This window comes from Hymenobacter sp. HD11105 (assembly GCF_054051685.1).
In genome coordinates this window covers 190,226-204,047 of record NZ_JBSWBR010000005.1, presented here as the reverse complement: position 1 = coordinate 204,047, position 13,822 = coordinate 190,226, and the positions used below count along the sequence as shown (strand labels likewise).

Genomic DNA, 13,822 nt, shown 5'->3' with positions numbered 1-13,822 from the left:
CTCAATTACCGCTAAAAACAGCCCCCAGGTAAGTCTTACCTGGGGGCTATCTTTTTGGTTGCGCTGTCGTATGGCCCGATATGCTAACCCACCCGCCCTCCTCGCCCCTGCTGCGCTGGCTTTATGAAAACAGCCTTTTGCTTTTCGTAACGCTGCTCATTCTTCTTTCGCTGGCGGGACAGCTTTTCACAGGGTGGCACGACTACAATGATGAACTGAAGCAAATGGATCTGGTCCAGCTCACGCTCAGTCAATATTTCCAGTCAGGGCATTTTATTGAAGCCACGTTCGAGAATTGGGAAAGCGAGTTTTTGCAGATGGGCCTGTACGTAGTGCTTACTGTTTGGCTGCGTCAACGAGGCTCAGCTGAGTCCAAAAAGCTGTATGAGGAGGAAGAAGTAGATCAAGAACCTGACCCCAACAAGCCCGACGCTCCGGGCCCCCTGAAGCGCGGCGGCTGGATTCTGAAGCTGTATGAGCATTCTCTGAGCTTGGCTTTTCTATTCCTATTCTTGGGTTCTATGTACCTCCATGCGCTAGGAGGAACTGAGGTATACAACATCGAACAGGCGCACGAGGGCGAACCCTTAATATCGGTGTGGGGTTACCTAAAAACGTCGCGGTTTTGGTTTGAGTCCTTGCAGAACTGGCAAAGCGAGTTCCTCTCTATTGTCTCAATCGTAGGCTTATCCATTTTTCTGCGTCAAAAGGGCTCACCCGAGTCGAAGCCCGTGGATGCGAGCCACGACGAAACCGGCAAGTAACTCGAGCCGTCTTACCTTTGTTTCCCTGCGCCGGGCGTTGTGTTACTTACGTCGGCACGTTGTGTTATGCCCCAAGCCCACGACAAATCGTACGCACCTTCTACCGCCTGGCCCGTCCTCAAACGGTGGACTGACGCGGTGCTTTATAGCAGCGTGCTAGTATCGGCTGCAGCGGCGGGACTTACGTGGGCTACGTTTCTGTTTTGGCGCGTGGACATACCGCTTCGCCTAGGAGCCTTGATTTTTGCCGCTACGCTTTTCCTGTATAATATCGACAGCGTACTGCCTTACAAACATCGGCAGCAAGCCATTCTTTCGGAGCGCAAGCTGTGGATGATTCAGCACCGGCGCGAGTTGTTTATGGTGGCGCTGGGCGCTTTGGCGGTGGCTGGGGGGCTTTTTTGGCTCGATGGCTGGCAATCGTTAACCGGGTTTCTAAGCCACCTCGCTGTTATCTCTTTGCTGTACTCGTTGCCCGTAGTCCGGCTACGGGGCCGGTGGCGCGCCCTCCGCGATTTTCCGTTGCTCAAGGTCTTCCTGATTGCTTATGTGTGGGCCGCCGTCACCGTCTGGATTCCGGCCTTGTACCTGCACAAAAGCTTGACTACGCCAGTCGTGCTGGTGCTGTTTGCGCGCCGGTTCTTCTTTATTCTGGCGCTGGCTCTGGTGTTCGATATTCGCGATTATACCAAAGATATTTTGAGCGGTACACGCACATTTCCGGGGCTTTTTGGTATTAAAGCCACCAAAATACTGGCTTTGCTGGCTTTAGCTGTAGCTGGCATTCTTATTCCCCAAGGCGTCACGCATGTGTATCTGCTGGTGCTTACCGTGCCTACTGCCCTAGCAGCCCTTATCGTGTGGTACGCCGACGAAACCCGCCCCGATTATTACTTCGCCCTGTTGGCCGATGGAATAATGGTTGTCCAATTTCTAGCGGTGTACTGGGTGTCCTAATGGGCCGGTTATAAGCTACTTAGTAAGTATTGGCACCTCATCAGAAGGCTTCCTTTGTTGTCAATTCAACCAGCGCGGGGCCAATAAACCCCACAATATCGCCTGCAATCAGGCCCGCTTCACCTGTTTCTTCGGCGGCTAAGTCGCCGGCTCGGCCGTGGGCATAAATACCTACTAACGCTGCATCGAGTGGGCTGAGGTGCTGGGCGCGTAGGGCGGTAAGGATGCCCGTGAGCACGTCGCCGGAGCCGCCGGTAGCCATGCCGGGGTTGCCCGTGCTATTGAAATACAAGGTGCCGTCGGGAGTGCCTAAGCAGGTATTGGCTCCTTTGAGCACGGTGTAGCAGTTATGCTCCTGGCAGAAAGTACGCAGCAATTCTAAGCGATGATAATCGTCGCGGGCCGGACCAGTTAGTCGTTCAAATTCCTTTGGGTGGGGAGTAAGGAGGGAATCAGCCGGCAGTTGGCTCAGCAGATCAGGGTTTTCGGCTAAGATGTTCAGCGCGTCGGCATCAAGTACTAGGGGCACTTTTGCGTCGCGTAGCAATTGAGTTAGAACCTGCTGGGGGGCATTTTCTTTGCCGAGGCCCGGCCCGATACCCACAGCGGAGTAGGGAGCGAGATCAGGAAGCTCGGAAACAACATCAGTATTAGGGTCGGTGAGACACATGGCTTCGGGCACGGCGGTTTGCACCACGGTGTAGCCGACCGCAGGCACCCGTAGGGTCAGCAGACCCACGCCGCTACGCAAGCAGGCCTGCGCTGCTAGCACGGCGGCTCCTATTTTACCCGCACTTCCAGCCAGTAGCAGTGCGTGCCCGTAGGTACCCTTATGCGCAAAACGCGCCCGCGCTGGGAGTCGCCCGGCCAATAAGGTGGCATCAATAAAGTGCATCCGTACTTCCGCTTGCTCGATAAAAATTTTATCTAAGCCAATGGGTAGCACATGCCAACTGCCCATATACTCAGCATTATGAGGCAGCAGAAAGGCTAGTTTAGGTAGCTCAAAGCTGACGGTATACCGTGCGCGCACCACAGCGCAATCGGCTGGCTGAGGGGCATCAGCGAAGAGGCCCGAAGGAATATCTATGGCAACTACCCGGGTCTGCGCGGCATTGAGGTGATGCACTACGGTGGCGGCTAGCCCTTCTAATGGACGAGTAAGACCCGTACCAAATAAGGCATCAATCACAAGCGTGTTAGCGGGGATAGGGGGCAAATTTTCCGTCGATAACTCGTTGACACTAACGCCGGGGGGCATTTTATCATAGTTTCGCTTAAAATCAGTGGATTGTTGGTCAGCAGGCAGCAGAAGCACGCGCACCATATAAGCACGCTCGTACAGCAGGCGAGCTGCCACCAGCCCGTCGCCTCCGTTGTTGCCGGGGCCACACAGCACCAGGATTTCCCCCGCCTCCTGGGGCGACTGGCGAGCGGTAAGCCAATCAGTGAAGGCAGTGGCGGCGCGCTCCATGAGAGCTTCGGAACTAATGCCTTCTGCTTGAATAGTGGCCTGGTCGGCGGCGCGGGTCTGAGCGGCGGTGAGGATTTTCATGATAAAGTGTAGCGTGAAAATCAAGCGGGCGTTGCATAACGATCGAACTTCTTACTTCCAAAGTCTAGAGAAACCGGAAATGATAATGCATACTAAGACCTTTACTGAAGCTCAGCTAGCTAATTAAACTTCTCCGCCTCCCAGGGCGTTTGACAACACAAGCAACCCATTCCTCCGAACCAACCCCAAGACCATGCAAACCTGGAACGACGTTATCCGCCTTGCCAATAATGGAAATTTGCCCCCCGAGCGCCGCGTAGAAAAAACGGCCGCCGAGTGGAAGGCCCAGCTTACGCCTGAGCAATACCACGTGACGCGGGAGCACGGCACGGAGCGCGCCTTCAGTGGCGAATATTGCGAGGCGCACGAGGCCGGCCTATACGCCTGCGTATGCTGCGGCACCCCGCTCTACGACTCGCGCACCAAGTTCGAGTCGGGTACGGGTTGGCCAAGCTTTACCCAGCCGGTGCAGGAAAACGCCATCAAATACAAAAAAGACACGAGCTACGGCATGACCCGCGTAGAAGTGCTCTGCAACGTCTGCGACGCTCACCAAGGCCACGTATTTCCGGACGGCCCTGCGCCGAGCGGCTTGCGCCTGTGCATCAATTCGGCCAGTGTGCAACTTGTGCAGGAGCCGCAGAAGGCATAATTTAGGATAGTTAGAATAGCGCTAACCACAAAAAGCAGTTGCTCTAAAGTAGAGTAACTGCTTTTTTGCGTCTGAGTGAGCAGTGCCGCCGCCGAAAATATCGCGATTTTTGCACCCCTCTCGGCTATTCCGCGTTGAGTTAGTGAGATTCCACCCACTTTTGCCTCCCACCCACTATGTCCTTATTATTCACTGATTTTGCCAGCTGGGAAGCGCACTGCGCGCGTACCAGTGAGCCGCTCTACCAGCCCGTACTGGCCTACGAAATAGAGCAGAAAGGCCGCACCGAGGAAGAAATATGGGCCGGCGTACAGCGAGCCTACGATGTGATGCGCGAAGCCGTGCACACCGGCCTCACCGAGGATATGACTTCTCGCTCAGGCATGGTAAATAACGGCGCCAAAAAGATTGCGGCTTCGCCGGTTACGGTATTGTCACCCGAGTTCAAGCAGCTTATCACTAGAGCTTTAGGCGCCAAAGAAGTAAACTCTTGCATGGGCCGAGTGGTAGCAGCGCCCACGGCTGGCGCCTCGGGTATTCTGCCTGGCGTGCTGGTCACGCTCCAGGATCTGCATAAGCTGGAAGACCGCTCCATTCACGAAGGCCTGCTGGTAGCGGCCGGCATTGCCCTGATAATTGAGCAAAATGCCTCCCTAGCTGGGGCCGTAGGCGGTTGTCAGGCCGAAACGGGTAGCGCGGCGGCTATGGGTGCCGGCGCCATTGTGTACTGCCTAGGTGGCGACGTAGAACAAACTTTCGCGGCCGTAGCCATCACCATTCAGTGTATGCTCGGCCTCATCTGCGACCCAGTGGCGGGGCTGGTGGAAGTGCCCTGCGTGGTGCGCAACGCTTCGGCGGCGGCTATTGCGTTTTCCTCGGCGCAGATTGCCATTGCCGGCGTCAACCCGGTTATTCCCGTCGATCAGTGCGTGATGGCGCTGGGCGAAGTAGGGCAGAGTATGGAAACCCGCTACAAGGAAACCGCCCTCGGCGGCTTGGCTAACACGCCCCGCGGCCGCGAAATAGAGCAGCGCGTGCTGGTGCAGGATATCAACATCCTGCCGGACGAGGAAAATACTTACTGAGTTAAATTTATTGATAGAAAAGCCCTTCAGAAGATTTCTGGGGGGCTTTTTTGTGTCTCTACCTGACCCTGATATCAATTTCTTCGATATCAGCCTTTTGCGGGGCGATGGGGTTTAGCGGTGGGGCCATAGTAAGCTTGGCAACATATTCTACGGCGTGTGTGTAGCGGCTTCGCAACAAGTGAAATTTTTCCCAAGCCGCTTCTTTATCGGCTATAAGTGGAATATCCGTGTCGGCCAGGAGTTTATAGGCCCGCATAAATTCGACGCGGGTAGGATCCTTCATAGGGTCGCTGACGCCTACGTAGGGCGCTGGCACTGAGCGAGTGCGCTCCTTGAAGTAGCGGGAAATTCGGTTGAGGGCAATGCAGCCAGCCTTAAAGCACAACTCAATGCGGGCGTCGCGCGGCTGATCAACGGTGCTCATAACAAGAGCCGCCGCATCGAGAATGGTGCCCATAGCCGTAATCCAGGACCGGCCGGGCTGAGGCGAGCGAAAAAAGGCCAGAATAGGCAAGGAAGTATGTGTTTCCTCCAGCTCCATAAACCAGCCTTCCCAGGCTTCCCACTGGGCCCCGTGGTCGAGCAGAGAGCCGCTCCGGTGCAGCCATACTAGTAGCCCAGGGGCCGAAACGGGCGTGCCCGCTCGCCGCTCCAGGCGCGCAACTACCAACTCACGGCGCGAATAAGCTTGGTAGATAGTAGGCAGGTAAGAAATCAGCAGCGTGATGAGCAGCAGACCCAATGTAGCTTCTGAATAGCTCAAAATGCTGCCCGCCGTAGATACCGCCTTTTCGGAGCCCAAGGTCAGTAAGGCACTATTGCTGAATTTGAAGCACGCCAGCCACGAGCCTTCCCCAATAGCCCAGTAGATAGCCGTATAGCCCACCGCCACTAGCAGCAGCCAAACGATATCCAGTGCCACCAAGCTGATGGGGGCATACATGGCCATGATCCGGTCGCGCTGGGCAAATGTGTTGAACAGGGAGGTAAGACCCGCAAACAGCCGCCGAATACTCAGATACGTCCACCTATTAATAATAATGACGTCATTGCGCGGCAGTACGAAGGCCCGAATAGCCCCCACAACGGTATAAATTACTAATGCGCTACCGGCCACAAAAGCCAGCACGCGCAGCAACAAATCGAGCATAAAGCAGAGAAGTACAAGGCAAAGGGCGTCGCTTCTCTACTCCCGATTAGGTAGCAGGGTTTGTGGGGGGCAAAAATTTATTAGTCAGGGCGGTAGGCGCCGTTACTTGCGCTCCCGCCACAGCTTGTTGAACGACTTCGGGGCCACTTCCAGCGCGTCGCGGCGCTTGCTCCAGCCAACTTGGGTCAGCATCCGCATTAGTACCCAGTTTTTGGCTTTGGCGGGCAGCAAGTTCAGCAGGCGGCGGCTTTTCATGGTGCGCATCCAAAGCTGGATGGCAATGCGCTCTTCCTTGTCGTTCAGATTTTCCTGCACGCTTTGCTGCCGGTTTTTGAGCAGAATATTGTGGATATTAATCTTCACCGGACACACCGATGTGCAGGCCCCGCACAGGCTGCTGGCGTAGCTCAGGTGCTTGTTCTCGGCCATGCCCGACAAGTGAGGCGTAATGACAGAGCCGATGGGCCCGGAGTAAGTAGCCTCGTAAGTATGGCCGCCAATATTCTTGTAGACCGGGCACACATTCAGGCAAGCGCCGCACCGAATGCAGTGCAGAGCCTCACGTTTGTCGGGCTGGGCCAGCAGGTTGGTGCGGCCATTATCGAGCAATACCACGAACATCTCATCTGGGCCGTCCTTCTCCAGCGGCTGGCGCGGACCTGTATAGATGGTGTTGTACACCGTGACTTGCTGCCCGGTGCCACTGGTGCTGAGCAGGGGCCAGAAGAGGTTCAGGTCCTGCATGGTCGGAATCACCTTCTCGATACCGACGATGGCGATATGTGTGCGTGGGAATGTAGCCGACAGGCGGGCGTTGCCTTCATTCTCGGTTACGGCTACGGCGCCGGTGTCGGCAATCAAAAAATTGCCCCCTGTAATGCCTACTTCCGCCGAGGTGTATTTGTCGCGCAGCAAGTGGCGAGCGGTGAGCACGAGCTTTTGAGCGTCGTCGGTGTGCTCAATACCGAGGTGCTTGACGAAGATGGCGGCAATATCGGCCTTGCTCAGGTGCATGGCCGGCGTCACAATGTGGTAGGGCCGCTCGCCGTTGAGCTGCACGATGTACTCGCCCAGGTCCGTCTCGACCGACTCGATGCCGTTTTTTCCCAGAAACTTGTTCAGGTGAATCTCCTCGGTGGTCATGCTCTTGGCCTTCACCACCGTGCGGGCGTGGCGGCGGGCCATGATTTTGCCAATCTCATACAAGGCTTCCTCCGCATTCTGCGCCCAGATAACCTTGCCGCCCCGCTCGGTGAAGTTGCGCTCGAACTCCAGCAAATACTTATCAAGGTTATTAATAACCTTAGACTTCAAGTACGACGCCCGCTCCCGCGCCAGCTCATGGTCGTAGTACCAAGTGAGGCCGGTTTGTACGGCCGCGTTGTACTTGCCAATGTTGAAGCGAATCTTGCGCCGGTGTTCCAAATCAAAGGCTTTGGACTCCGAATCGGCGAGAAATTGAATGACTTTAGTCATGGCGGCAAAGGGAAAGGCTGCCTGCCGGAGCAAGCAAAGGGAAGCAACTGGTAACTCTGAATTCTACCTTAAAGTTACGCTTTACGCCCACGACTCCCGCAACATTTCCTCTTCGGGATATTGGCAGAAACTCTTGAAATACGCCCCTAAGCTCAACTCTGCTAGCTTACTACGCCACCACAAAAAAAGCCCCCCAGAGAAACTCTAGGGGGCTTTTCACCAACTAATAGATTAAGGTTTGTTGGAATCAACCACGATGCGCTTGTCGCGGTTGGCTAGCTCCCAGGCGGTATAAAACACCAGTTGAGCCCGCTTTTCCATTTTGGGAAACTCGATTTTGTCTACCTCGTCGCCGGCACCGTGATAGTCATCGTGCACGCCGTTGAAATAGAAAGCTACGGGAATTTTGTGTTTAGCAAAATTATAATGGTCGGAGCGGTAATAGAAACGGTTAGGGTCTTCGGGGTCGTTGAAACGGTAATCCAGACCAATGTTCGTGTACTTCTTGTTGGCCGCCTCGTTGATGGCGTGGAGCTCCGACGATAATTTGTCCGAGCCAATCACGTATACATAATCGCCCTTGCCCTCGTGCTCCTTATCGGTACGGCCTATCATGTCAATGTTCAGGTCAGCAATGGTTTGAGCGAGCGGAAACACCGGATGGTCGGTGTAATACTCAGAGCCAAGCAAACCCTTTTCTTCGCCCGTCACGGTCAGAAACAGGATGCTGCGACGCGGATTGAAACCGTCTTTCTTGGCTTGGGTAAAGGCCTGCGCCATCTCGATTACGGCTACTGTGCCCGAGCCGTCGTCGTCGGCGCCGTTGTGCACTTCCCCATCGATGATGCCGATGTGGTCGTAGTGGGCCGATACCACCAAGATTTCATCCTTTTTGTCGGTGCCCTCCAGAAAGCCTAATACGTTTTCGGTGGTGAAATCCTCGTTTTTCTTGGTCGCGTTGATGCTCACCTTAGCCGGCTTAAAGGTGCTGACCACTGGCTTGCCAGCCTTGCCTACCGACGTTTGGTATTGGGTGAGTGCAGCGGGCGTAGCGCCCAGCATTTTGCCCCCCACGGCCGGCGACACGAAGAACGTGGCTACTCGAGGCGTGGAAGTGGCCGGAGCTTCCTTAAAAGCAATGCTTGGCCGGCTGATGTAAGGACCCATGCGCGCGGCCAACTTCTGGAAGTTATTGTTGGGGTCGGTATCAATGAAGAAGATGCTGCGGGCGCCTTTCTGAGTAGCCAGGGCAGCTTTGGCGCGGTAGTCGGTACCCCACTTGCTGGGAGTGCCATCCTTGCCGAGCGCGGGCTGCTTCTGCGCGTTCATGGGCTCACCCATCAGCACAATCAGGTCTTTGCCCTTCACATCACCTAGGCTTGTGTAGTCGGAGTAGCCTTCCTGCTCGATGCCGTAGCCGGCAAATACAGGCTGAATAGCCGTTTCCTGCTGAAAGGGCGAGTTGCCAAACCCGTAGAAATCGGTCAGCCACTTATAGGTCTGGGTCCCGACTTTAAGCGTGGCGCCATCAGCCCAGGTGGAGCGCACCATGGTAAAGTGCTGCAAGTACGGGTTGTCTGAGCCTTGCACCGGGCCCGTCAGGCCTAGCTCCTGAAACTGCTTGCTGATGTACTCAGCGGCCATTTTCTGACCTTTCTCGCCGGTTTCGCGGCCTTCGTAAGCGTCGGAAGCCAGGATGGTGAGGTGCTGGCGCAAATCGGCCTGGGTGATGGAGCGTGCGTAGGTGCTGGCCACATCCTTGTTGTCGGCAGCGGTGCCGGTGGGGTTTGCGCCTTCTTTGGTAGGAGCCTCGGTGCGCTGCTTGCGCTTTACTTTGACTTTACGCTTGGTGGGCGCATCTTGAGCCACAGCGGAGGTGGCGCAGCAGGCAGCCAGCAGCAAGGCGTAGAACGTTTTTTTCTGCATAGAATAAAAAGAAGTGGGAATAAATCGGGGAGAAAGACGCAGGAAGTGCGGAAAAATTGCCTAGCGCTTGGTTGAACTTCAATTTTGCCCCCCAGCTATACTGCTAGGGCTTACTGATGAGCACGGAGGCGTAAGCGGCCACACCTTCCTGCCGTCCCACAAAACCGAGCTTTTCGGTAGTAGTGGCTTTGATGGAAATATCGTCGGCGTCAATCTGCATTACCTCGGCCAGCACCCGCTGCATCTCGGCAATGTGCGGATTGACTTTAGGGCGCTCCAGACAAATGGTGGAGTCGATGTTGCTGATACTGTAGCCCCGCTCGCGGATCAGGCGCACTACTTCGGCCAGCAGGCGTTTGCTGTCGATGCCTTTGTACTGTGGGTCGGTGTCGGGGAAGTGGAAGCCAATGTCGCGCAGGTTGGCCGCGCCCAACAGGGCATCGCAGATAACGTGGATGAGCACGTCAGCGTCGGAGTGGCCTAGGGCGCCGTGGGTGTGGGGCACCTGAATGCCCCCCAACCAGAAGGGGAGGCCCTCCTGGAGCTGATGGACGTCGTAGCCGAAGCCGGTACGGATTTTCATGGAAGAAAAAAGTGAGGCGAAGAGTGGAATTGAGGAGCAAGTTACGCCAAAGTAGAAATGACGCCCACGGTCAGCTAAAAGCGATGAATTTGCCCCCAGAAAAAAAAGTTGACGATTAATAAAGTAACCAAGGGTTACCTGCGTCTTTCCAGTCGATAAATAGCCGAAGAAGAGTTAATAAAAAATTAATGGAAACTTTGGATTCAATGAAAGTTTCCTGCGTATCTTTGTCCCAGAATTATGGAAATCAAAGACCGCATCTTACAATCAGCTCAGACGCTATTTATGCGCAACGGAATCAAGAGTGTTTCGATGGACGACATCGCGACGCACTTGGCCATGTCAAAGAAGACCTTGTACAAATGGTTTGAGAATAAGGATCAGATCGTGCATGCTGTTATTGTCAACTTTTTATCGCAGGAAGAAGAAGACTGTGCTGGCATGGCTGCCAACTCGGCGAACGCGCTACAAGAGTTGTTTCAGATGATGGAATGGAGCAAGCAGCTAATGGCTAACATTCACCCCAGCATCTTCTACGACCTGCAGAAATATCATCCTCAGGCGTGGCAGGTATGGGTAGACCATAAAAACCAGTTTATCCTAAAAAGCATCATTAACAATCTCCATCGCGGCATTACCGAGGGTGTGTACCGCGCCGACCTAGATATAGAAGTGCTTTCCCGCCTCCGGCTGGCCCAAATAGAATTGGCCTTTAACCCCGACTTCTACCCACCCCGCCAGTTTGATCCAAGCCGAGTGCAACACATTTGCCTTGAGCACTTTATGCTTGGTTCGGCCACTCTTCGGGGTCACAAGCTGATAAATGAGTACCGTCATGTGACGGAAGAAGAATAAGGACAACGATTCGCTTACTGCTTCCCGCTTATTATGAAAAACTCGCTTCGCCTTCTAATGCTCGCCTTGCTGCTGAGCTTTCTGGGGCTGCACCAACTACTCGCCCAAACGCCCTCTCAGGGCCAGTCGCCAGCTTCTAGCGCGCCCATGTCGCTGAGTTTACGACAGGCCATCGACTACGCCTTGCAGAACAAGTCGACCCTTCAATCTCAGCGCCTCAACGAGCAGATTGCCTCGGCTCGGATCAATGAAGTGAAAGCCAGCGGCTTACCCCAAATCAACATTGGGGGCGGCGTGACGGACAATTTCAAGCTCCAGCGCCAGCTCGTCGATTTTGGTGCCTTTGCGGGCGGGGCTGGCAGACTTGACGGCGCTAACCTCACTCCCGAGCAGCTAAACAGCGTGCGAGACGGTCAGAGTGTAGTGCTGCCGCCAGTTTACACACCAATAGAGTCGGACGGGCCGCAGCCATTAGCTTTTGGTCTGCGCTACCAAGGCAATGCTGCGATAAATGCTTCGCAACCCCTATTCAACGCTTCCGTTTTTCTGGGGTTGAAAGCCGCCAAAGTATACGAGAAGCTAGCGGTGCGCCAAAGCCAGCAAACGGAGATTGAGGTGGTGGAACAGGTGTCGAAGGCTTACTACAGCACCTTGGTTGCTGGTGAGCAGCTCCAGTTGCTGGCCCGCAATGTGCAACGCCTCGATACCCTGCTCTACCAGACGCAACAGACCTTTAAGGAAGGCTTTGTCGAAAAGCTGGATGTGCAGCGCTTACAAGTGCAGCTTAATAATCTGCGCATTCAGCAGCAGAACGCCGCTCGCCTGATTGATTTGAGCGTGGCTTTGCTCAAGTTTCAAATGGGCCTCGACCAGCGTCAAGCTGTCAACCTCACCGACCGCCTGGACGCAGCCGTAGTGGAAGCTGAGCGTAACCGCCTGCAAAGCGCCGGCAATGAGTTCGACTATAGCCGCCGCATTGAATATCAAGTGCTGGAATCTCAGCGTGATTTAGCCGCGCTTGATGTGCGTAACCGTCGGGCTGGCTATCTGCCTACGCTCAACCTTACTGCTAACTATGGCTTCATCGGCTCCGATCCGCGTCTGGGTGGGCTGATGGATTTCCGCGGACCTGACTCCCGAGCTACCACGCCTACCGGCCGACAAATTCTGAATCAAAACTGGTTTGGCTTCGGTAACTACGGCCTGGCGTTGCAGATTCCGGTGTTCGATGGCTTTCGCAAGCGCTCTACTATTCAGCAAGGCAAACTTGCGCTAGAGCAAGTACAAAAGGGCTTTACTACCCTGCAGCAAGGTATCGACTTGGAACGCCGCCAGAGCGAGACCAGCCTGCAAAATACGCTCGACGTGCTGGCTAACCAGAAGGCCAACCTCGAGCTAGCCACGGAGGTAGCGCGGGTAGCCAAAATCAAGTTTCAGGAGGGCGTAGGCTCTAACCTGGAGGTGATTACGGCCGAAACCGACTTGCGCCAGGCCCAAACCAACTACTACACTTCGCTCTATGACGCGCTGGTGGCTAAGGTCGATTTCGATAAAGCCGCCGGTACGCTGTATCAGCCTAACAAATAAATATAGCGGCGACTGGGGGGCTTTTTGCTCCATCGGTGCACAATAAATGCCCCCCAGTCGCACTCTTTTTCATCCTTTCAGTTAGTTAGTGAATCGCCTTTACCCATGAAATACAGCATCACTCCCGCCATTCTTGCTTTGACGCTTCTGGCTGCCTGCGGGCAGAAGGATCCGCAGGCTGAGCTGGCCGCGCTGAAAAAAGAACAAGCTGAAAACCAGGCGAAGATTGCCGCTCTGGAAGCCAAAGCTGGTCCGGCGGCTCCTTCTGCGGCCCTGACCGCTGTGCCGGTATCAGTCCTGAACTTGAAGCCCGCCGATTTTCGCAGCTACCTAGAAGTGCAGGGCCGTATCGACTTTGATCAGAACGCTACCGTGTCGGCCCGCTCGGCTGGCTCACTTACCACTTTGCGCGTGCAGCGCGGCGACCGGGTTCGTCAGGGCCAGGTGCTCGCTACCATCGACGCTGGCGTGCTGGACGCTAATACCGCCGAACTACGTACCCGCCTCGATCTGGCCCGAGTAGTTTATGAAAAGCAAAAGCGTCTTTGGGACCAGCAGATTGGTACCGAGATTCAGTTTTTGCAGGCCAAAAACAACTACGAGTCCTTGCAGCGCAACCTTAGCACTCTCAGCCGGCAGCGCGAACTGTACAACGTGACCGCACCTTTCGCGGGTACCGTAGATGAGGTATTGCCAAAGCAGGGAGAAGTGGTAGCTCCTGGCACGCCGGTGGTGCGATTGGTTAGCAGTACGGGGGGCAAAATTTTGGCCGACGTATCGGAAAGCTACTCGGGCGGCATTAAGGCTGGCGACAAGGCCATCGTCACGATTCCAGATATGGGCAACCAGGAGTTTCCCGCCACGGTGCGCGTGGTAAGCAGCTCCATTAACCCTACCAGCCGCACGTTCACGGTTGAGCTGCGCCTCAACGGCAAAGCCGACTTGCAGCTGCGTCCCAATATGGTAGCCATCGTGCGCATCGAAAACTATACTCGCCAGAATGCCACGGTAGTACCCGTAGACTTGGTACAGCGCGATGAGCAGAACAGCTATGTGTATGTGGTAGAGCAAAAGGGCAACACTCCCGTTGCTCGTAAGCGCGTCATCCAGACGGGAGCTACTTACAATGGTGAAGTAGAAGTGACTAGTGGCCTGGCCGCCAATGATAAAGTTATTTCCGCCGGTTATCAGAATATCAATGAAGGACAGGTTGTAAGCCTGTAAAAGCT

Annotated in this window: 12 protein-coding genes; 7 read left to right on the top strand and 5 right to left on the bottom strand. The window is 55.0% G+C overall.

The window, feature by feature from the left end; translation table 11 throughout:
* The first annotated feature begins 80 nt into the window (after positions 1-80).
* Positions 81-764, top strand: coding sequence for a DUF6766 family protein (locus ACW9KT_RS16580; RefSeq protein ID WP_457082384.1), 684 nt, complete (start codon positions 81-83; stop codon positions 762-764).
* A gap of 66 nt (positions 765-830) precedes the next feature.
* Positions 831-1,721, top strand: coding sequence for a UbiA family prenyltransferase (locus ACW9KT_RS16575; protein ID WP_457082382.1), 891 nt, complete (start codon positions 831-833; stop codon positions 1,719-1,721).
* 40 nt (positions 1,722-1,761) lie between these two features.
* Here the strand turns inward: ACW9KT_RS16575 and ACW9KT_RS16570 are convergent, their stop codons facing one another.
* Complete coding sequence (locus tag ACW9KT_RS16570; RefSeq protein WP_457082380.1) at positions 1,762-3,276, bottom strand: NAD(P)H-hydrate dehydratase; 1,515 nt, start codon at positions 3,274-3,276, stop codon at positions 1,762-1,764.
* Between the two features lie 193 nt (positions 3,277-3,469).
* On the opposite strand from ACW9KT_RS16570, the gene msrB reads away from it, so the two are divergent.
* A complete protein-coding gene (msrB, locus tag ACW9KT_RS16565; protein WP_457082378.1) occupies positions 3,470-3,928 on the top strand; it encodes a peptide-methionine (R)-S-oxide reductase MsrB in 459 nt (152 codons plus the stop codon).
* Between the two features lie 176 nt (positions 3,929-4,104).
* Complete coding sequence (sdaAA, locus tag ACW9KT_RS16560) at positions 4,105-5,013, top strand: L-serine ammonia-lyase, iron-sulfur-dependent, subunit alpha (RefSeq protein ID WP_457082376.1); 909 nt, start codon at positions 4,105-4,107, stop codon at positions 5,011-5,013.
* A 58-nt stretch (positions 5,014-5,071) separates the two neighbouring features.
* On the opposite strand, the gene ACW9KT_RS16555 is transcribed toward sdaAA, so the two are convergent.
* The 4 genes from ACW9KT_RS16555 to ispF form a co-directional block, all read right to left on the bottom strand.
* Positions 5,072-6,166 (bottom strand): hypothetical protein, encoded by a 1,095-nt coding sequence (locus tag ACW9KT_RS16555; RefSeq protein WP_457082374.1) that lies wholly within the window; start codon positions 6,164-6,166, stop codon positions 5,072-5,074.
* A gap of 102 nt (positions 6,167-6,268) precedes the next feature.
* A complete protein-coding gene (locus ACW9KT_RS16550) occupies positions 6,269-7,642 on the bottom strand; it encodes a LutB/LldF family L-lactate oxidation iron-sulfur protein (RefSeq protein ID WP_457082372.1) in 1,374 nt (457 codons plus the stop codon).
* A gap of 231 nt (positions 7,643-7,873) precedes the next feature.
* Entirely contained in the window at positions 7,874-9,568 is a 1,695-nt protein-coding gene (locus ACW9KT_RS16545) for a M28 family peptidase (protein ID WP_457082370.1), read from the bottom strand.
* A 103-nt stretch (positions 9,569-9,671) separates the two neighbouring features.
* Positions 9,672-10,151, bottom strand: a complete 480-nt coding sequence (gene ispF, locus ACW9KT_RS16540; protein WP_457082368.1) for a 2-C-methyl-D-erythritol 2,4-cyclodiphosphate synthase — start codon at positions 10,149-10,151, stop codon at positions 9,672-9,674.
* 240 nt (positions 10,152-10,391) lie between these two features.
* Between ispF and ACW9KT_RS16535 the strand changes: the two genes are divergently transcribed.
* The 3 genes from ACW9KT_RS16535 to ACW9KT_RS16525 all read left to right on the top strand — a co-directional run bounded on the left by ACW9KT_RS16535 (position 10,392) and on the right by ACW9KT_RS16525 (position 13,817).
* On the top strand, positions 10,392-11,006 hold the full coding sequence (locus ACW9KT_RS16535; protein WP_457082366.1) for a TetR/AcrR family transcriptional regulator: 615 nt from the start codon (positions 10,392-10,394) through the stop codon (positions 11,004-11,006).
* A 33-nt stretch (positions 11,007-11,039) separates the two neighbouring features.
* Positions 11,040-12,593, top strand: a complete 1,554-nt coding sequence (locus ACW9KT_RS16530; protein ID WP_457082364.1) for a TolC family protein — start codon at positions 11,040-11,042, stop codon at positions 12,591-12,593.
* A 105-nt stretch (positions 12,594-12,698) separates the two neighbouring features.
* Positions 12,699-13,817: an efflux RND transporter periplasmic adaptor subunit gene (locus tag ACW9KT_RS16525; protein ID WP_457082362.1), complete on the top strand. Its 1,119-nt coding sequence runs from the start codon at positions 12,699-12,701 to the stop codon at positions 13,815-13,817.
* Positions 13,818-13,822: the final 5 nt, after the last annotated feature.